Annotated in this window: 12 protein-coding genes and 3 pseudogenes; 12 read left to right on the forward strand and 3 right to left on the reverse strand. The window is 65.9% G+C overall.

Features of this window, described 5'->3' with window-relative positions:
* Positions 1–628: 628 nt before the first annotated feature.
* Entirely contained in the window at positions 629–910 is a 282-nt protein-coding gene (locus ACIPWY_RS03605; protein ID WP_401532145.1) for a hypothetical protein, read from the reverse strand.
* A 1,826-nt stretch (positions 911–2,736) separates the two neighbouring features.
* Here ACIPWY_RS03605 and ACIPWY_RS03610 point away from each other — a divergent pair.
* The 5 genes and pseudogenes from ACIPWY_RS03610 (at position 2,737) to ACIPWY_RS03630 (ending at position 8,644) form a co-directional block, all read left to right on the forward strand.
* Positions 2,737–3,294, forward strand: a complete 558-nt coding sequence (locus ACIPWY_RS03610) for a type 1 glutamine amidotransferase domain-containing protein (RefSeq protein ID WP_383097094.1) — start codon at positions 2,737–2,739, stop codon at positions 3,292–3,294.
* 432 nt (positions 3,295–3,726) lie between these two features.
* A pseudogene (locus ACIPWY_RS03615) lies at positions 3,727–4,206 on the forward strand (IS5/IS1182 family transposase); the annotation flags it as partial.
* Positions 4,207–4,936: 730 nt separating this feature from the next.
* On the forward strand, positions 4,937–6,091 hold the full coding sequence (locus ACIPWY_RS03620) for a glutathione-independent formaldehyde dehydrogenase (RefSeq protein WP_401532146.1): 1,155 nt from the start codon (positions 4,937–4,939) through the stop codon (positions 6,089–6,091).
* 278 nt (positions 6,092–6,369) lie between these two features.
* Positions 6,370–7,470: an NAD(P)/FAD-dependent oxidoreductase gene (locus tag ACIPWY_RS03625; protein ID WP_401532147.1), complete on the forward strand. Its 1,101-nt coding sequence runs from the start codon at positions 6,370–6,372 to the stop codon at positions 7,468–7,470.
* A gap of 340 nt (positions 7,471–7,810) precedes the next feature.
* On the forward strand, positions 7,811–8,644 hold the full coding sequence (locus ACIPWY_RS03630; RefSeq protein ID WP_401532148.1) for an aldo/keto reductase: 834 nt from the start codon (positions 7,811–7,813) through the stop codon (positions 8,642–8,644).
* 382 nt (positions 8,645–9,026) lie between these two features.
* On the opposite strand, the gene ACIPWY_RS03635 is transcribed toward ACIPWY_RS03630, so the two are convergent.
* Positions 9,027–9,332 carry a putative quinol monooxygenase gene (locus ACIPWY_RS03635; RefSeq protein WP_401532149.1) on the reverse strand — a complete coding sequence of 102 codons (306 nt, stop codon included), beginning with the start codon at positions 9,330–9,332 and terminating at the stop codon, positions 9,027–9,029.
* A 188-nt stretch (positions 9,333–9,520) separates the two neighbouring features.
* On the opposite strand from ACIPWY_RS03635, the pseudogene ACIPWY_RS03640 reads away from it, so the two are divergent.
* The 5 genes and pseudogenes from ACIPWY_RS03640 to ACIPWY_RS03660 form a co-directional block, all read left to right on the forward strand.
* Positions 9,521–9,697, forward strand: a pseudogene (locus tag ACIPWY_RS03640) (transposase); the annotation flags it as partial.
* A 20-nt stretch (positions 9,698–9,717) separates the two neighbouring features.
* Positions 9,718–9,936 (forward strand): annotated as a pseudogene (locus tag ACIPWY_RS03645) (transposase); the annotation flags it as partial.
* Entirely contained in the window at positions 9,900–11,156 is a 1,257-nt protein-coding gene (locus ACIPWY_RS03650; RefSeq protein ID WP_401532150.1) for a LamG domain-containing protein, read from the forward strand. The pseudogene ACIPWY_RS03645 and the gene ACIPWY_RS03650, both read left to right, overlap by 37 nt.
* A 161-nt stretch (positions 11,157–11,317) precedes the next feature.
* Entirely contained in the window at positions 11,318–17,824 is a 6,507-nt protein-coding gene (locus tag ACIPWY_RS03655; RefSeq protein WP_401532151.1) for an RHS repeat-associated core domain-containing protein, read from the forward strand.
* A 5-nt stretch (positions 17,825–17,829) separates the two neighbouring features.
* Positions 17,830–18,120 carry a barstar family protein gene (locus ACIPWY_RS03660; protein ID WP_393706104.1) on the forward strand — a complete coding sequence of 97 codons (291 nt, stop codon included), beginning with the start codon at positions 17,830–17,832 and terminating at the stop codon, positions 18,118–18,120.
* A 171-nt stretch (positions 18,121–18,291) separates the two neighbouring features.
* Here the strand turns inward: ACIPWY_RS03660 and ACIPWY_RS03665 are convergent, their stop codons facing one another.
* On the reverse strand, positions 18,292–18,420 hold the full coding sequence (locus ACIPWY_RS03665) for a hypothetical protein (RefSeq protein ID WP_393706105.1): 129 nt from the start codon (positions 18,418–18,420) through the stop codon (positions 18,292–18,294).
* 231 nt (positions 18,421–18,651) lie between these two features.
* Between ACIPWY_RS03665 and ACIPWY_RS03670 the strand changes: the two genes are divergently transcribed.
* The gene (locus ACIPWY_RS03670; RefSeq protein WP_393706106.1) at positions 18,652–19,080 is read left to right on the forward strand and encodes a hypothetical protein; all 429 of its coding nucleotides are present in this window, start codon (positions 18,652–18,654) and stop codon (positions 19,078–19,080) included.
* A gap of 280 nt (positions 19,081–19,360) precedes the next feature.
* Positions 19,361–19,459 (forward strand): transposase, encoded by a 99-nt coding sequence (locus ACIPWY_RS03675; protein ID WP_393706116.1) that lies wholly within the window; start codon positions 19,361–19,363, stop codon positions 19,457–19,459.
* The last annotated feature ends 375 nt before the right edge of the window (positions 19,460–19,834 follow it).

A 19,834-nucleotide genomic window follows, 5' to 3' on the forward strand; every position in this document is an offset into this window, starting at 1 on the left:
TCCCAAGGTAGGACTGCCACCCAACGTATGCATGCCGGAATCGGCGGTCGGTCGAGAAGCTGGCCACGACGGCACGCCTGGGCGCGGAGCTGGTCGACCGCCTGCGCCCCGTCATCGACCTGGGGCTCGGCTACCTCTCCCTGGACCGCACCACGCGCACGTTCTCGGGCGGCGAGCTGCAGCGCCTGCGGCTAGCCACCCAGCTGACCTCGGAGCTCTTCCGGCTCACCAGGCGGAGTCGGAGCCGTTTCCGCACGGTCGGTGACCAGCGCAGACCGGAGCGTCAACGTGGACACGCTGCTTCATGCTCGAATGCGGCTGCGGTCAATGTGGTGGCTTCGGCACCCGCAGCGTGGCGCGTGCCGAGGGTCTCCGCTTCGCGCCAGAAGTCATGACCACCAGCCAAGCGTGTGTCCTGACAGCCGGGCCGTACAACGAGGGATGTCAAACAGCCACAGAGAGGGAAGCAGTTCGGCGCTCGAACTACTGTTGTAATCGTGCGGATTCAAGGCCTTGTGGATCGTCCGGGTTGCCAACGCGAGACCGGGCTGGATCCGAGCATCGGACGTGCTGGCAGGCAGGCCGGGCTCGCCCACGCCCTCATCCCCGACTTGCAAGGGGGAGTTGACTAGGCGGTGTTGACGGTGAACAGGCGTTGGGCAGCTGTGGTGGCTCCGGTCAGGCTGAGGGGGATGTCGAGGCTCTTGCACATGCGATGGGCGCGGACGACGACGCTGAGCGTGGCGGGCGTCGGTTCCCCTTCGGTGACCTGGACGGTGACGCGGCGGGGCCGGTGGGTGTGGACGAGGGCCTCAATCTCCACGGCGGCCGCAGCCCGGGAGTTGACGTCGACGTTGTCGTGCAGCCTCATGTGCAGGGCGTCGCCGTCGACGCTGTAGCTGATCAGCATGATGGCCCCCCTGTCGTGTCTTCAGGCCGCGCTGCCGTCCCGGCGGGCCGGCGCGGAGCTGTCCAGCTTCCAGGATGACAGTTGGTCGGCCTCGTCGCCGCTCACGGCCGCTCGCGTCGCACTCTACGGCCACGCCTGAGCCGGTGGTCCGGGCCCAGACGGGGTGGCTGTCGGACTTCACGAATGGTGAATATGAGCCCCCCGGATCATTGTCCACAATGCGCGCACCGGTCGCCGTACCGGCTCCTGGTCTCCACCAACAGGCTCCCTTCCTGGGGCCGTCGCTGGTAATACTCGGCGCTGGAAGTGCTGGTGAGCTCCACGGCCACTCCGAGCTCGCGCACGGATGGAGCCCGCCTCGTGATGCTCCGCGTCCCTACACGCGCGCACGGGCGGGACGTAGTGACGATTCGTCCTCCTGGGCCAGAGCGGCTTTGGGCCCGGTGCGTCACCGGCCCCAGCGAAGACGCGGCTGTGCCAGCACGTCACCAGCGGGATTCTTTAGAAAAGTGCCGTTCCTTCACCGATGAAGGACACAGGCGATTCATAGTGGGGGATGGCAAGAGGACGGATCCGACGCTCAAGGCCGCTCGACAAACGCAAGCGATGCTCAGAGGCGCTCACGACATCCGCACCCGGGGGAACGTGGCGCAGGATGCCGCCCCACAACCCCGTGTCCGGGAGGTACAGGCCCAGGTCAACCTCCACGGCGAACTGCTGATCACCAAGGAGGAGCCAGGCGTCGTCACGGAGCAGGTGTGCACCACGTGTCATACCCCATCGTGCACACACAACAGGCTCCCAAAGCCGCACACCCCGCCGTCAGCCGGGGCGAGCTCCATGCAACGAGGCGGTTGCGCCGTCGACGCTCGGCCGGACAGCCCGCCTGCACACGATACTCGGCGTACGAGGTAGGCGGTCCGACACCGCGCACCGGCTGGTGATGTTCGACCAGCACCGCCAGGGCGCGCGGGCCCGACTCGGATGGGACGCGAAGAGCTTCATGGGCGGCCTCCGCTTCGGCCCTGTCGAGCCTGACACGGTGGACGCCGGGCTGCACGCGGCCTCTGAGCGCGTGGCAGCTCATGGCGGCCGAGGGCGCAACTGGGAGCCCGCTGCGGACCGGAGGGACGGTGCACGTGTGGGACCGCACCTCGACATCGACGGCGAAGTCGTGCCGTGAGGAAGCGCCGGGTCGACGGCTGTCGTTCGTGTCCGGCAGACCCACTCTGGACCCCGATACGGGTACCGCGCTTTCCTATCTTCACTGGGATGCCCTTCACCAGGATCGCCGCGCTACCTGGGCCATCGCGCTGGGCGGTCGGTCTTGGACTGAGCTATCTGCAGGAGAGGAACGACCTCGCCGGTCGTGGGCAACATACACCCGGCAGTGCCGGGGGTTGCGTCCACGGAAGTGGTGTGCGGATCGACCTGATCCGGGGCGGCGCTCGGTGAAGTCCGAGCGCGCGCCAGGGCGTGATGGCGCTCTGGTCAACGGGGTAGAGGCAGCGTGAGGGCGCCGCGGTTGACAACCATGGGGGGAGTGGGAGGGTGGAGAGGCGATGGCGACCGTGGGACTGGGCCGTCACCAAAAGCCCGGGTGGCATGTGGTCCAGAGCTGGGCTGCGCACGATCGCGAACGCGGCCCCTACGCCGATTCCTTCTCACGTGGTTGACGCGGAGAAAGAGCCGAACCAGCCGAAGTACGCAGCAGGTTGCCGTGGCGTCTTAACGCCCGGCACCGGACGTATTCGCCGTACCGCGAGCAGGCCCCCAGCTGACCGTCGAGGGGTATCCCGTAAGGCAGCGGACAGGAAGTAGACACCATGGGACACGCACTGCAGGACCGGAATGTCGCGATTCTGGCCACCGACGGAGTCGAGCGCGTAGAGCTCGAGCAGCCGCGAGGCGCCCTGTATGGTGCTGGGGCCAAGAGTGAGATCCTCTCCATTCACCCAGGCGAGATCCAGGCGCGGCAGTTCGACTTGAATCCCGCGGGGACGTTTCCCGTTGACCGGCTCGTGGCCGACGCCTCCGTTGACGACTATGACGCGCTGCTCCTGCCGGGCGGCACCATGAACCCCGACCAACTCCGCATGGATAAGGACGCCGTCGGCTTCGTGAAGTCCTTCGCCGAAAGCGGGAAACCGATCGGCGTCATCTGCCACGGCCCGTGGACACTCGCGGAAGCCGACGTCGTGCGCGGACGCCGCCTCACCTCTTGGCCTAGTGTGCGCACTGATCTGCGCAACGCCGGTGCCGAGGTCGTCGACGAGGAAGTTGTCATCGACGGACAATTCATCTCCAGTCGCTCGCCGGCGGACCTGCCGGCCTTCTGCCGGGCCATCGTCGACCAGTTCGCCAAGACCGGGGCGTCACGCTAGTGCTGTGCCGGGCCTATCGGGCTGGTTTGCCCGACGTCCCGTCCGGGCTGCACCGCCGCCGGCTGGGCTGGTGCTCCGGGGGCGCAGGGGCGGATCATGCTTGATCCGCCGCCCCCACCGGCTCGCCCCCTTCTGACGGGGTGATACACCCCCTTTTTTTGCTCATCCATGGACCTTATGCCGGAAAGGCAGCGCTGCGCCAACAGGAACGGTCGGCGTGTCCTGAGGCTTCGCAGCGTCCTTCCCATCCCGCTGCCGTACATTTTCCACGGCTGTCTGGCTCCCGCCCAGACTTCTCCGGGAGCCGGCAGCCGCTGAGCTCTTCAGCGTGGCCACTGACCGGAGTGAGGGGATCGGTGTCCGCAACGCACGAGGCACCCGTGCCATTGAGGGAGGTGTTCGAAGTCTCAACTCACCTGCTCAGGAGCCTCGTTGGTTCCCTATCCTGCTGCACTCGACCTCCTTCACGCCCCGGCCGAGTGGGTCACCTGCTCATCGTCACCCGTGAGGGTGGCCGCTGCCGCAAGTCCCCCGAACACCAGGGTGCCTTGGTCGGCCTCGTGTACCTCCGCAGGCACGGCCGATGACGGCACCCTCGAGGAGTGCGACCGGGCCGGCGACGGCCGGGCCGACTACTCCCACAAGCATCGGCGCGGGGAGAACAATCCAGGTAGTGAGCGATCCAGCCGGGCGGCTGCTGTGGATCTCGCCTGCACTGCCCGGCCGTGCCCACGGCCCTGGCCCGTGCCCACCGGATCATCCGGATCTGTGAACGCCAGAGTGTCCCCGTCCCGTGGGTGGTGAACACTCCTCAGGTGCCAGCCGGGCCGCGACCTCACGCCAAGCCAGCGAACGGTCAACCGTGCTCTCTCGGGGGGCGCGGGCGCCGCGGCTGTCCTCACCCTGGAGCGGCAACGCTCAAAGAGCTCACTGTGTGCCGGACAGGCCGAGGGCTCCCTGGCAAACGAGAGGACCCAGTGGCGAGGCCGTCTCGAACGACGCCCAGTAAAACGAGGCCACGCCGGAGAACGTCACCCCATCCGAACCAGGCGTCGCCGGAGAACGTCCGAGCGCCCGGCTGAGCTGATCGCGCAGTACGCGGTCGTGCAGTTCGGCGTCGAACCCAGGGTGCGTGTGGGCTGGGGGCACTCCGTGCCGCCCCGGGGGCCTCGGCGCTGCCGTAGAAGAGGGCGGACATGGCTGCGATGACGTCCAGGACCAGGCCGACCGACGACCCCGGCTATATCGAGTCGCGAGACTGGGCGAGAACTCATTTCGTCCTCAACGGAATTTGGGAGTGATCACCGCTGAGAAAACCTCAGTCTCCAGTTGACATGCAGAGTCCCGGTGGGAGGCTTGAAGTGAGTCCGCGGGGCGCCCCTGCTGCGTCAAATGCTGCGGCTGAAAAGACAACGTGATGCAGCGGCCCGGCGATTGAGGCCGTGCGCCTCCCCGATGAGTTCCTCCCCGGTGAGTTGCTCGCGTCGATTTCGAGTGAGTTTTTTTGCGAGACCTGCCAGTGCGTGCTGGCGCTGGCAGTCGCGTGCGTCCTGCGTGCGCGTTTCACGCGGCGGATCTGATTCATTCGCGAATTTGTTCCTTCCATCGATATCCGAAATATCGGACAGGAGGAGAGAATCTCATGAAGGCTCTGGTGTACGACGGGCCGCGTTCGGTGACCGTGCAGGATGTGCCGGACGCGAGGATCGAGCGGCCGACGGATGTGCTGGTGAAGATCACTTCCACCAACATCTGCGGGTCGGACCTGCATATGTATGAGGGGCGCACGGACATGGAGACGGGGCGTGTCCTGGGCCACGAGAACATGGGGGAGGTCATCGAGGTCGGCGACGGCGTGGACCGTGTTCGGGTGGGGGACCTGGTCTGTTTGCCGTTCAACATCAGTTGCGGGTTCTGCCGCAACTGTGACAACGGGCTGACGGCCTTCTGCCTGACCACGCCGGTGGATCCGACGATGGCTGGTGCCGCATACGGCTTCGCGGGAATGGGCCCCTACAGTGGCGGTCAGGCAGAGTTCCTGCGGGTTCCGTACGGAGACTCCAACTGCCTGGTGCTGCCGGAGGAGGCGCGAGAGAAGCAGACCGACTACGTGATGCTGTCCGACATTTTCCCGACCGGCTGGCACTGCACGGAGCTGGCTGGCGTGCAGCCGGGCGAGACCGTTGTCATCTATGGCGCGGGCCCGGTCGGTCTGATGGCGGCGCTGTCGGCAAATCTCAAGAGCGCCGCGCAGGTGATGGTCGTCGACCGTCACCCGGACCGGCTCGCGCTCGCAGAGCGGATCGGTGCGATTCCCATCGATGACTCTAAGGCCTCGCCGATCGACCAGATCAACGAACTCACCAACGGTCTGGGGGCGGACCGTGGGTGTGAGTGCGTGGGCTATCAGGCGCACGACGCTCAGGGTGTCGAGCACCCGAACCTGACGCTCAACAACCTGGTGCACTCGGTGAAGTTCACCGGGACGATCGGGGTCGTGGGTGTCTTCGTGCCGCACGACCCGGGGAGCCCGGACAAGCTGTACAAGGCGGAGGGCGAGGTTGCCTTCGACTACGGCCTGTACTGGTTCAAGGGCCAGTCGATGGGGACTGGCCAGGCCAACGTCAAGGCATACAACCGACAGCTGTGCGCCCTGATAGAGCAGGGCAAGGCCAAGCCCTCATGGATCGTCTCCCATGAGCTGCCGCTGGACCAGGCTCCCGCCGGCTACCAGCACTTCGACGCCCGTGACGACGGCTGGACCAAGGTCGTCCTCCACCCCAACGGCTCGAGCTGACCGACGCGGGCCATCCCTGGGATCCGAGCCCGTTACCTTCTCCACTTCGGCGGCCAGGGCGCGCGCGATGCCCTTCCCACGCCACTCGTCGACCTCCGCAAGGGAGTCCAGGGGACCGGTGTAAGGCTGAAGAAGGCGCGGTTCCGCCGCTCACGTAGAGCCTGGCAGTGCCGCCCAGGGGGTTCCAGTAACCCACCCCACCAGTTCGGGGCGGCGACAGATGAACCGAACCCCTGCTCCGTGGGGGACAGCTCCGGGACGCGAAGTGAGGCGATTGAATGGACCGGGTTCCCGAGGTGGCCGTGGTAGGAGCCGGCATCGTCGGACTGTGCACCGCCTATGCACTGGCTGAACGCGGAACGACGGCGCGGGTCTACGAAAGCGGCGTTCCAGGCAACGGGCAGTCCGGTGGCCAGTCCCGCATATTCCGTCACGCCCACGACGACGCCCGTCTGGTCGAATTCACCCGGCAGGGCCGCGCCGTCTGGGACGAGTGGGCCGACCGGTTGGGCGCCGAACTGATTTCCCAGGACGGAGTGGTCGCCCTGGGAGATTCCGTTCCTGGGAGACTGCGCATTCTGCAGGATGCCGGCGGCATGCGGGTCCGGACCGTGGACAGCGCCGAGCTTCACGCTCGCATGCCGCTGCTTGCCGACTACCGCGGTCCCGCGATGCTCGATGAGGACGGCGGTGCCATCCGCACCCGTGTCGCGGTCGAGAGCCTGGTGGATGTGCTGGGTGACGCTGTGGTCTCCGACGAGGTCATCTCGCTGCATCCGACGGGCCGCGGCACGGTGGAGGTGCTCAGGGCCGCCGGCCGCGAAGAGTACGCAACGGCCGTGGTGTGCGCGGGCCTGGGCACCGCGCGGCTGGCGCGCAACGTGGGGCTTTCGCTACCGATACGGCCGGCAGCCCACGTCCGCCTCACCTTCCAGGTCAGGGGAGCGCCCCCGGACCGGGTCGCCTGTCTGCAGGACAGCAGCGGCGACTTCGGGGAGGTTGGCGTCTACGCAGCTCCCTACCCTGGCAACAGTCGATATGCGGCGGGCCTCAGCCAGACGGTCGAGGTGCGGGAGGACGGCAGCTTCGTGGACCCTGAAGCACTGGCGGCACTCGGTGACCGCGCCCGGGCGTACGTCTCCCGCGCACTGCCGGGCCTCGACCCCGAGCCCGTCGAGTACCTGCGCTGCTGGGTGACAAGCTTGCCCTGGAGCGAAGACGGCATGGCGGTCTGGGAAGCCGACAGAATCTTTTTCGCCGCCGGGCACAACCTGTTCAAACAGGCACCCCGGCTGGGACGGGCATTGGCCGGTGCGGCCATGGCCGAAGGACTCGAGGAGAACCTGCGTCCAGCAGCCGCACTCGGCCAGCCCCGCTGAAGGCCCCAACAGTCGGCGCAGCCCGCTCCGACGGGGCAGCGACGAGCGGCGACGAAGCCGGCACACGCCAGCCTTCCCGCAGGCCACCATTTCGTGTCAGACCGGTTCAGAAAACTCTTCCGCGCTCGGTTGGTTGCACTTGTTCAGGATCTCGAAGTTTTGACCCTTCGAGACCGGGCCTTAAGCGGTTCTGACAGATCCACTGTGCCCGGGGCCATCCGTTCCAGCACCGGCGCAGAGCCGGTCGGCGTACAGGGCAGTTACGGAGAATTCCATTGCGATCTGATGTATGCAGTGGGTGGTTGGCAGTCTTGGCCACCGTCTCAGCGAGGAGGAAGTCATGGCGGATCCACGGACGGTGGTCCTTCCCTGCGGGGTTGCGGTCCCGGCGCTCGGCCAAGGCACCTGGGGGATGGGGGAGGACGCCGGGCGCCGCGCGGCCGAGGTGTCGGCCCTGCGTGCCGGCCTGGACCTGGGAATGACCCTCATCGACACAGCGGAGATGTACGGGGACGGCGCAGCGGAGGAAGTGGTGGCCGAGGCGATGTCCGGACGGCGGGACGAGGTCTTCCTGGTCAGCAAGGTGCTCCCCTCCCACGCGGACGCCCGCGGAGTGGCCGAGGCGTGCCGGGGGAGCCTGCGCCGTCTGCACACGGACCGGATCGACCTGTACTTGCTGCACTGGCGCGGAGCCGTGCCGCTGGAGGAGACGGTCCAGGCGTTCGAGTCCCTGGTGCGGGAGGGTGCCATCCGCTCCTGGGGGGTGAGCAACCTGGACGTGGAGGATCTCGCGGACCTGCTGCCCGGAGCCCAGCCGCAGACCGACCAGGTGCTGTACAACCTCAGCCGTAGAGGGCCTGAGCACAGTCTGCTGCCCAGGTGCCGTGAACTGTCGATCCCCATCATGGCGTACTCGCCGGTCGAGCAGGGCCGTCTGCTCGACCACACGGCGCTGCGGGAGGTGGCCGCCGCCCACGGTGCGACGCCCGCGCAGATCGCCCTGGCGTGGGTCCTGCGGCACGAGGACGTCATCGCGATCCCGAAGGCATCCTTCCGCGGGCACGTCGAGGAGAACAGGGCGGCTCTGGAGGTGAACCTGACCGCCGAGGACCTCGCGACCCTGGACCGGGCGTTCCCGCCGCCTGGCAGCAAACGGCCGCTGGAAATGCTGTGACACCGCTGCGGCGCGCCCGACCGCGCTCCGCCCGGAGACGGTTGGGCGGGCCTCGCCGGTGGCTCCTCCAGCGCCAGGAGGAGACCTTTCGGGACAACCTGACCGTCTCCTCTGCGCTCGTCGGCATGGCCCAGCGCGACCCGACCCGGCATGATCAGCACCACCCCAACGCCTTTTGGCGGGCCGCGGTCAAGAGCCCATGAGGGGCGTTCTGTACGGAAAGAGGGCGACGACTGCCGGACCACAGCAGTGCATGGGCGGGCGCTCACCCCCATACGGCCGTGTCGGCCGGACTGCCCGGCAACCCCGCTTCCAGGCAGACGCGTTCGGGCTGGGTCGGGATCAGTCCGATGCGCCGGGCGTGGACCAGTCCGCCTGGTCTTCAGGGGAGTTTGTGGGCCAGGACGTCGAGTTGCTCGACGGAAGGCGGTTGGGCGAACAGTTCGCCGGCTCGTTGCGTCAGGGCGCTGCTCAGGCGGCCGGCGAGGTGGGCCTGGCGTGCGTCGTCGTCGGGGAAGGCGTCGAAGATGGCGAAGGTGGACGGGCTCAGGCGCACGGCGAACCAGGCGATGGTGCCGGGCTCCTCCTGCACGAGGGCAAGGCCCTCGCAGAGAAAGGCGGAGACCTCTTCCTCCTTGCCGGGCAGGGCCTCGACCTGTACGTGCAGCGCGACGTTGATGTCGGCCATGAGAGGGCTCCCTTCCGAAGCTCGGCCGCCCGGGAGCGGCGACACCGAAATGACCGGTTGGCGTCGAACGGGTCTCCTGTACGGCCGCATTGCTGCCTCGTTGTCCCCATTTTGGCACCTTTCGAGGGCGTAGGAGCCTGTATGTGGGTCCCGCCGTCGCCGCCACGACCGCCCATCTCGGCCAGCACCGCATCGCGAGGAAAGGAGTCGAGTCCTCACAGCGACTGGGCCGCCACCGCTGGACCGTTGAACGCACCATGGCCTGGCTCGCCGGCTGCCGCCGCCTCCACCGACGCTACGAACGCAAAGCCGAGCACTTCCTCGCCTTCACGAGCATCGCCTGCACCCTCATCTGCTACCGCAGGAGCCAATTGTTGGGTCAGTTATGGGGCGGGGTACGTGGAGTTGGATTGTTCCGGACGGCCTGTGGGAGATCGCTGAGCCGCTGATCCCTCCGTCGAAGGTGCGGCCGCAGGGTGGTGGGACGCAGGACACACCTGATCAGACGCTGTTCGGGGCCATCGTCTACGTCCTGGTCAGTGGATGCGCCTGGCGGGCATTGCCGCCATGCTTCGGGATATCGAAGTCCACGGCCCACCGCAGGCGAAGCTCGCCAAGACCAAGCCGACCCACGCGGCGACGATCGTGGCGCAGACCGGCACGACCAAGCCGGGGTTCGAGTTGTACTACTCACCCACCTACGGGTGGTCGTTCAATCAGTACAGCTCGGACGACTCGGCCGGCACCCCGCAGCGAGCCGCCCAGGGCAGCCCCGACATGGCGCCGGGCGGAGAGTGGACCCAAGTAGGCGGCACCTACGACGCGGTCGACAACTACCTGCGGCTCTATGTGCAGGGCCAGTACATCGCACGGATCAACTACTCCACCCCCTTCTACGCGGGCGGACCGTTGCAGATCGGGGCCAGCAGCAACAGCGGCGCGGCCAGCAGCTTCTTCCCTGGACAGATCTCGGACGTACAGACTTACGACCGGGCACTGTCCGCACCAGAGATGGCCGAACTCTTCGACGACCAGGTCAGTGTGGAGGGCCGCTGGAAGCTGGACGCGGCCTCCGGCTCCCCGGCCACCAGCGCCGACGATGCCAGTCGTGAAGACCACACAAACCGGCCGCTCACCCTGGGATCCGGTGCCAATGTCGACGCCACGGGCAGCAACAACATGGTCGGCACCGGCGGCCTGCTGCTGGACGGCACCGCCAGCGGTTATGCCTCCACGGCCAGTTCGCCGATCGACACCAGCGCCAGCTTCACCGCCTCAGCATGGGTGACAGCGCCCGCCCGGCCGACCAAGCCGGTGACGGTGATGAGCATGGCCGGGGCGAACACCAACGGGTTTGTAGTGCGCTACGTGCCCGACAGCACGGACCCGGCCAACGCGGGCCGCTGGCAGCTGCAGATGGCCAACGCCGACGTGACGACGGCGGTCACGTCGACGGCCGAGCACACCAACTTCCAGAACAACAGCTCCTGGAACCACCTCGCGGTCGTCTACGACGCCTACGCCGGACAGATGCGCCTGTACGTCGACGGAGCTGTTCAGCAGATCCTGTGCGCGGACGACAACGATGACGGCACACCCAACGAGGAAACCTGCACCGACAAGGTCTCCTGGGATTCCTCCGTCCTCCCCTTCGCCGCGACCAAGGGCTTGCAGCTGGGCCGGGCCAAGACCAGCGCCAGCGGCTGGGGCGAGTACTGGGCCGGTGCTATCGACGACGTGTGGGTCTTCCAGGGCGCGGCCAGTGACACCCAGATCTCGGCACTGGCCAACGGCGAGGACATTCCAACCAGTCCTGGCCCATGACGACAACGGGTGGGGGCCGCCCGGCTGCAGCGGCCCCACCCACCGTCTTTGACCGTGTGTAGGACGGCAGCCAGCACAGGCTTCTTCAGGCAACGATGCCCCGCCGAGCGGGGTCCACAGGGCGCGCCCGGCGGGGGATGACATCAGTGAGGGACACAGCCATGGCAGGCAGAGCGCACGGCCGGATACGTCGCAAGATCGCGTTGAGCATCTCTGCGGTGCTGGTTGGCACCTTGTTGCAGACGACGATCACCGCCGACGCCGAGGCGAGCACCCTGGCCAAGGTGCCTGCATCGGAGAAGCCGGTGTCCGGGCACAGCGTGAAGATGAAGCCGCGCAAGAGGGATAGCCTGCCCCGCGTCCCGAAGACAGCGCCCAAGCACACCTGGGCAAAGCCCGGATCAGCCACCGCTACACTCACGGCCGGAGCCAATTCCCCCGCCCGAGCAGGCGACTTGCCGATCTCGCTCACCGCGTCACCCTCTGCTAAGGCATCGAAGGCAGTCAAGGGGAAGACGGCGAACCGCCCGTCCTTCTCGGGCAAGGCCACGGTCCGCATCCTGGATGCCAAGACCGCCCAGCGTGCAGGGGTTGACGGCCTCATGTTCACCCTCCAGGCGCAGCCAGGCGCCGAGGCAGGCCAGACCGCAGTGGCGGTGGACTACTCCGACTTCACGCGGGCATATGGCGGTGCCTATGCCGCCCGCCTGCATCTGGTACGCCTGCCGGCCTGTGCGATCACCGATCCCGGAAGTGATAGGTGCACCGCGGCTAAGCCGCTCGCCACGGAGAACGATGCCAAGGCGCAGATTCTGTCGGCTTCTACAGTGCCCCTTGCCGCGAGTGACAGTGAGGCGTCCACGCCAGTGGTGCTGGCGGCCGTCAGCGGTACCTCCAGCGATCACGGCAGTTTTCAGGCCACCTCCCTCTCTCCGTCGGCTACGTGGAACACCGACCTGAATACGGGTGACTTCAGCTGGTCGTACAACATGCCCGTGCCGGATGTGCCCGGCGGACTGACCCCCGAGGTCGGTCTGTCGTACTCCTCGGGCGGCGTCGATGGCCGTACCTCCAATACGAACAACCAGGCATCCTGGGTTGGTGACGGGTTCAGTCTGTGGCCTGGGTCAATCGAGCGCACCTACAAGTCCTGCGACGAGGACGGAGCCACGAACGCGGACGGCAAGAAGCCGGGTGACCTGTGCTGGGCGTACGACAACGCGACGATCTCCTTCAATGGGCACTCCGGTGAGCTGATCCCGAGCGGCTCCAACTCTTTCAAGATCAAGAACGATGACGGGACCAAGGTCGACCGGCTGTACGGCGACTCGTCCAACGTGCGCGGAAACGGTGCTCACAACGACGAGTACTGGAGGGTCACCACAACCGACGGCACTCGCTACTACTTCGGCTACAACAGGCTGCCCGGCTACGCGAGCGGCAATGAGGCCACCGACTCCACCTGGACCGTGCCGGTTTACGGTGACGACGCTGGCGAGCCCTGCCACGCGGCCGCGTTCGCGGACTCGTGGTGCCAGCAGGCATGGCGCTGGAACCTTGACTACGCCGTCGATGTCCACGGAAACGCGATCGCCAACTACTACAACAAGGAAACTAACTACTACGCCCGCAACCTCACCGCGGCCGACGAGACGGTTTACGACCGGGGCGGCTCACTTGACCGTATCGAGTACGGACTGAAGTCGTCCGCCGTCTACTCCAAGAAGCCGCTGGCCAAGGTGGACTTCACCTCCGCTGAACGCTGCCTTCCCCAGGCCGGGGTCACCTGCGACGCATCGACCATCGATGACAAGGCGTTCTACTGGTACGACACCCCATGGGACCTGAATTGCACCTCGGGCAAGGACTGCACCGCATCGGCCTCTCCGACCTTCTGGACGCGTAAGCGCCTCACTGGCGTGAGCACCGAGGTGCTGCAGTCGGATGACACCTACGCTGCGGTCGACAGCTGGTCCCTCAACCACAAGTGGGGCATGTCCGACATTGACTACCAGCTGCTCCTGGACTCCGTCCAGCACACCGGCAAGTCGGCAACCTCGAACATCACTTTGCCCAAGGTCACCTTCGCCTACGACCAGCGGGCCAACCGCCTGGATATCGCCGGAGACGACACCTCGCCGTTCATCAAGGAACGCCTGGCGACCATTGATGACGAATCCGGCGGACAGACCGATGTCACCTACTCCACCGCCGCCTGCGACGCCGGCAACTTGCCCACGCCGCAGACCAACACCACGCGCTGCTATCCCGTGTACTTCACGAAACAGGGCGACGCGGACCCGAGTCTGCAGTGGTTCAACAAATACGTCGTCACTCAGGTCCAGCAGACCGACCGCACTGGCGCCTCGCCCGACATGGTCACCCGCTATTCCTACCTCGACGGCGCGGCCTGGCACTACGACGACGATGACGGGCTGACCAAAGAGAAGTACAAGACCTGGTCCACCTGGCGCGGCTATGGCCACGTCCGGGTGCAGACAGGCGGCCAGGATCCGGTCGGAATGAAGACCCAGACCGACCACTACTTCCTGCGCGGCATGAACGGTGACAAGTCAGACGCGAGTGGCGGGACCCGGTCCGTCACTGTCACAGATGACAACGGAAGCGCCATCACGGACGACGACCCCCGGGCCGGCTACGAGTACAAGACCGAGAACTACAGTGGCCCCAGCGGCAAGGTCCTGACCAAGACAACCAGCACGCCCTGGCACTACGAAACTGCCAAGAGGGTGCGCTCCTGGGGCACCACCACAGCCAACCTCACCGGCACCCAGAACAGCTACGGCTGGACCTCGCTGGATGACGGCGCGGGCTCTCAGTGGCGCAAGACCTACGTCTCCTACACCCATGAGAAGACCGCCGGCCGCATCACCGTCCAGCACGACGCCGGCGATACCTCCACCGCCGCGGACAACGAGTGCACCCGCACCACCTACGTCGACAACACCACTGACTGGATCCTCGACGAACCGTCCCGGGTCGAGACCGTCGCCGCGGCTTGTGCCGACACCCCTGACCGCTCCAAGGCCGTGGTCTCCGATGTCCGCACGGCCTACGACGGCCAGGCATACGGAGCGGCGCCGACCAAGGGTGACGCCACACACACGGCAACGCTCAAGTCCCACGATGGCACCACCGCCACATACCTCGAGTCCGGCACGGACTATGACGCCTACGGGCGGCCATTGAAGGTCACTGACCTCACCGGCACCGTCGCCGCCACCGAGACCACTGCCCCCGTGCGCACCGGCCGCACTGACGGACGGACCACGACCACCACCTACACGCCGACCACAGGCTTTCCGACCACACTTGCGGTCACCACGCCTCCCGCCACCGCCGGCGCGGCCACCACGGCGCAGACCACGACCTCGACACTCGATCCGCTGCGTGGGCTGCCCGTCACCGTGCTGGACGCCAACAACAAGCGAACCGACCAGACATACGATGCGCTGGGGCGCAAGCTCAAGGTGTGGCTGCCTAACCGGTCCAAGGCCAACGGCGATACTCCCAACAGCGAATACACGTACACGATCGACGGCAGCGGTCCGATTGCGGTCGGCACCAAAACGCTGAAGAGCGACGGCACTCAGCGCACCAGCTACACCCTCTACGACGGCCTCCTCCGCGCGCGCCAGACCCAGGTCCCCGGCCCGGACGGCGGGCGCCTGATTGGCGACACCTTCTACGACGAACGCGGTCTGAACGCCAAGGAATTCGCTCCGTACTACAACACCAGCGCGCCCTCCACTGGCCTTCTCGTGCTGGACGATGCACTGTCGGTGGAGACCCAGACGTGGAACACCTACGACGGTCTCGGCCGCATCACCAAGTCCCAGCAGGTCGCCGGCAACGGTGACGGCGGCAAGGTGCTGGCCACGGGAACCACCGTCTACGGCGGTGACCGTGTCTCGGTCACCCCGCCCAAGGGCGGCACCCCTACCACCACGGTTGCCGACGTCCGCGGCCGCACCACGGATCTGCTGCAGTACCACGGCGACACTCCCACAGGCGCCGCGGACACCACCCACTACGACTACGACCCTCAGTCCGGTCAGCTGTCCCAGCTCACCGACCCGGCAGGCAACAAGTGGACCTACGGCTATGACCAGCGCGGCAACCAGACCAAGGTGCACGATCCCGACAAGGGTGACGCCACGTCGAAGTACGACGACCGCAACCAGCTGATCTCGACCACCGACTCCCACAACAAGGCCATCGCGTACGTTTATGACGACCTCGGGCGCGAAACCGAGACCCACGACGGCGACAGTCCCTCCGCCCCTCTGCTGACCAAGCACGTGTGGGACCCGACGGGCTACAAGGGCCAGCTCACCTCTGCCACCCGTTACGTCGGAGGTGCCACGGGCAGCGCCTACACCACGGCCTACAGCCTCTACGACAACCTGTACCGCCCCACTCGCACCACCGTCAGCATTCCCGTCACGGAGGGCGCGCTGGCCGGCTCGTACCAGTCCAACACCAAGTACAACCTCGACGACACCGTCCAGTCGACCAGTTACCCGGCTGCGGGCAGCCTGGCCAGCGAGGTCCTCACCCCGACCTACGACGACGTCATGCGCGTCAAGACGCTGGGCGGCACCGGCGGCGCCACCTACGTCACCGACACGCAGTACAGCTACACCGGCAAGCCGCTGCAGTACTCGTACCAGGCCACCGGCGCCAAGAAGACCCAGGTAACGAACACCTACGAGTGGGGCACGCAGCGCCTGGGCAATTCCAACGTCCGGCGTGAGGACGTCAACGGGACCGACAAGTCGGCGACCTACACCTACGACGAGGCTGGCAACATCACCTCGATCGAGGACGTCTCCAGAGACGGCACCGACAACCAGTGCTACAACTACGACTACCTCGGCCGCCTCACCGAAGCCTGGGCCCAGTCCGCTGATACCTGTGCCAGCGCCCCGGGCAGTGGTGCGCTCGGCGGTCCCGCACCGTACTGGCAGTCCTTCACCTACGACCTGGTCGGCAACCGCAAGACCGAGACCGATCACAACGCTTCAGGTGACAGCACCAAGGACGTCAAGCGCACATACGTCTACCCGGATGCCGGCACAGCCCAGCCCCACGCCCTCACCGAAGTCGACACTGCTGGCCCAGACGGCAACACGACGACCGGCTACAGCTACGACAAGGCCGGCAATACGAGCACACGCACCAGCGGCGGCGACAAGCAGACCCTCGACTGGGACAGCGAAGGCCACCTGGCCAAGGCCACTACAGACGACGGCAGCGGCGGAACCAAGACCACGTCGTACCTGTACGAGGCAGACGGCACCCGGCTCATTCGCCGAAACGACGCAACCACCACTCTCTACCTCGGCAATACCGAACTCACCCTCACCAAGGGTGCCTCCACTGCCAAAGCCACCCGCTACTACGGCCTCGGCAGCGGCAACCAGGCCGTTCGAACCGACGACGGCAAGCTCTCCTTCCTCGTCGCTGACGCAAACGGAACCGCTCAACTCGCCATCAACGCAGCTGATCTGACGCTGCAACAGCGTCGTGTCGCTCCCTTCGGTGACACACGAGGCTCCAAGCCGACAAGGTGGCCAGGAAGCAAGGGGTACGTCGGAGGTACGGACGACACAGGCGACACGGGTTTCACCCACCTGGGAGCCCGTGAATACGACCCGACCACCGGCCGGTTCATCAGCGTCGATCCGCTGATGAACTCCAGCGAACCGCAGACCCTCAACGGTTACGCCTACAGCGGCAACAACCCGGTCACCTACGCCGACCCCAGCGGCTTGTGCCGACCGGACGAGTGCGGCATCGGCGTCCCCTACGCAGACGGCTCCGGACGAATCATTACCACCGGCCCGGTCGACCCCGGCAATAGCTCGGCCGGCTACTGCCACTACGGAGTCTGCAGCAGCACCAAGACCACCACCCTCAGCAACGGCACCGGTCGCACCACGACCCGCTACTTCGACCTCGGCCAGAAGACGCTGTTCACCACCCACGTGGACCACAAGCCCCCGGTCTTCCACGGCTGGGCCATGGGCACCAACCCCAACTACGACCCCAACGTCAGCGACGGATTCAACCGTCACCTCTCGACCTGGCAGAAAGTGCTGATCGGCATCGCCGGTGGCATTGGCCTGGTCGCAGCTGTTGGTCCTGTCGCGGTGGCTCTAGGTCCGGAGATCGCGGCGGTCTGTTTGGCGAACCCTGCAGGTTGTGCTGAAGCCGTAGCTGAGATCGCCACCGGCGGTGCAGGAACGAGTGGTGCGGCCTCAGCCGCAAAGGGCGCCGCTCTGAAGCGGGATCTGGCTACGGCCGAGTTGGCCAACGACGGTGTAGAGAGCCTGAGACTCACCGGTAAGCTGCCCGGCAACTATGTAACCAAGGCGGAGGCTATCGCAGCGGGATGGAAGCCAGGAAAGGCTCTGGGTAACAAGATTCCGGGCGCCCAGCTTGGTGGCGACGTATTCGAGAATTCTGATGGAAGGCTTCCATCGACACAGGGGCGCACGTGGTATGAAGCAGATATTGGAATCGACTCGAGTCGCACGCGAGCGAAGCAGCCGGGGACGCGTTTGCTTTACTCAAATGACGGATTGGCATACGTCACGAGCGACCATTACGACTCCTTCTATCAGATACCCAATTGGAAGTAGCAGCAGTGATCATCGAAATTGACGGGGCTAAGGTAAATTCGGTAGCCGAGTTCCATTCCTGGCTGGCGAATGCCTTGGATCTCGGCTCCTATTACCGTCCGAATCTTGCGGCATTGTGGGACATTCTTTCGGTGGACATCGAAAGGCCGATAAGGCTCGTTTGGAGGGATTCCGAACTGAGCCGGAGGGCGATGGGTGATTCCGACTTCTCCGCGCTGCGTGACGTCCTTTTGAGGGTCCAGGCGCAAGATGAGGGATTCAACCTCGAGGAGCGGTTTGTCGTAATGTTCGAGTAGCGGTGAATACGCTTCTGAAAGTGGACGCGCACGTGGACTGAATCGGATACTTCGCTTACCCCTCGTTGCTTGGGGCAAGGAGCTGGCCCAGAGTGGGCCGTGACTGTTCAAGCGCATGAGGCCTTGCGGTGGGCACCCCTTGATGGGCGCCCGCCGCCGTGCTGGCGACGTCTACTCGGTAGCGGTTTCTGGGGTTGCCAGTCGGTAGGTGCGCGGTGTGTCGCTCACCTGCTCGGCGATTCCCTGCCGGGCGAGGATGGCGAGCGCGTTCGCGATCGCGCCCGAGCTTCTTTCGATCACTCGGCTGATGTGAGTCGCGGTGAATGCCTCTTCCGGGTGGGTGTGGAGATGGTCGATTACCTTTTGCCGCAATGCGCCCTGGGTCAGCCGGGTCCTCGGGGCTAGAAATGGAGCCGACTCGGTGGCAGCGGCGCGAGTGGGAAGCTCGGCCGTGACTTCGTAGCCTCGGCATCCGTGCAGGCGTCGTCCGGGACGGGAAGGAACCTTTGATGTCACTTCTATAAGAATGAAGTGAATGGGGAAATTTACTACTATGACTACAAGGCTTGGTGGAGGAGTGAGGTGATGAGGGTTCGTTATCTGGGTGCGCCGGGCACCCCTCCCAAGCCGATTGACGGCAGGTATTACTTCACGCCGGGGCAGGAGTGCGTCGTACTTGAACTCCATGTGCGGGTTGACGGGTCTTCGTCTTTGCGGATCGAGCACGCTCGTGGAGACCTTGCTGGCTTGTTCAGCGGTGAATTCTTCGAGCAGATCTCCTGCGTAATCCCTTCCCTTTGGAGCGTGGAGCTCTATGCCCAAGGTGGGTTGAGCATGGGGCCGAAGGGCTGGATTTCCGGAGACTTCTGGGAACGCATGATGGATCGCGACCCGGAAGCAGAGGAGGAGTTCACCGCAGTGCGTGACGCAATCAACTCAGAGGACCCAATCAGCCGCTAGAGTCGATCATTCCTGACGGCCCATCGGGGCGCATGGTGGGCCGTCTGCGCTATGCCATCGCTTGGCTCCTCGCCGGAACGCTCGACAGCCTTGCGGAATGCCACGTTGGAGGACCCTTCACCGACTACGTCTTCAAGAGTCAAAAGAATTAGCAATGTGATGAAATTCCTGCACCGAGAAGGAGCGCCCCTTCGATGGGATGGTGACGGCTCGGCTGGGGCGCGGACGTATCCGTGGGAGCCGGGCCGGGTGTCCAACGTGACGTGCTACCTCACGGACGCTGCGGACCGGCGCTCCGTGGCGTGATGTTCCGCCTGGGTACGGGCCTTGGCAGACCGTTTACGGGTTGTTCAGCCGCTGGCAGCGGGAGGGCACCTGAACTCGGGTATTGACGCTCTTGCAGGCGAGGGCTGATGTGGCGGGGCTCATCACGTGGGAGGTGAGTGTCGACTCGACGGTCTGTCGGGCCCATCAACACGCGGCTGGTGCGCGGCGGGACGGCGCCGGGCAGAAAGAACCGCCAGGTGGCGTGGTCCGTGAGCCGAACGATCACGGGCTGGGCCTATCGCGGGGCGGGTTCGGAACGAACATCTCGCTTGCGAGCAGGTCCAGAAGCAGCTGTCATTGCTGGTGACGGCGGGCCAGTCGGGGGCCAGTCCGCAGTTCGTGCCGGTGCTGGAGGCGATCCGAGTGCCGCGGGTCGGGGCGGGCCGTCCCCGGCGGACTCCGGTGCGGGTGCGGGCAGACAAGGCGT

The sequence above is a fragment of the Streptomyces sp. NPDC090032 genome, assembly GCF_044748025.1.
Lineage (GTDB): Bacteria > Actinomycetota > Actinomycetes > Streptomycetales > Streptomycetaceae > Streptomyces.

Bases quoted from the DNA above. Each gene is read 5' to 3' on its own strand.
- ACIPWY_RS03605 (WP_401532145.1), bottom strand. From the start codon at position 910: ATGCTGATCAGCTACAGCGTCGACGGCGACGCCCTGCACATGAGGCTG.
- ACIPWY_RS03610 (WP_383097094.1), top strand. From the start codon at position 2,737: ATGGGACACGCACTGCAGGACCGGAATGTCGCGATTCTGGCCACCGAC.
- ACIPWY_RS03620 (WP_401532146.1), top strand. From the start codon at position 4,937: ATGAAGGCTCTGGTGTACGACGGGCCGCGTTCGGTGACCGTGCAGGAT.
- ACIPWY_RS03625 (WP_401532147.1), top strand. From the start codon at position 6,370: ATGGACCGGGTTCCCGAGGTGGCCGTGGTAGGAGCCGGCATCGTCGGA.
- ACIPWY_RS03630 (WP_401532148.1), top strand. From the start codon at position 7,811: ATGGCGGATCCACGGACGGTGGTCCTTCCCTGCGGGGTTGCGGTCCCG.
- ACIPWY_RS03635 (WP_401532149.1), bottom strand. From the start codon at position 9,332: ATGGCCGACATCAACGTCGCGCTGCACGTACAGGTCGAGGCCCTGCCC.
- ACIPWY_RS03650 (WP_401532150.1), top strand. From the start codon at position 9,900: ATGCTTCGGGATATCGAAGTCCACGGCCCACCGCAGGCGAAGCTCGCC.
- ACIPWY_RS03655 (WP_401532151.1), top strand. From the start codon at position 11,318: ATGGCAGGCAGAGCGCACGGCCGGATACGTCGCAAGATCGCGTTGAGC.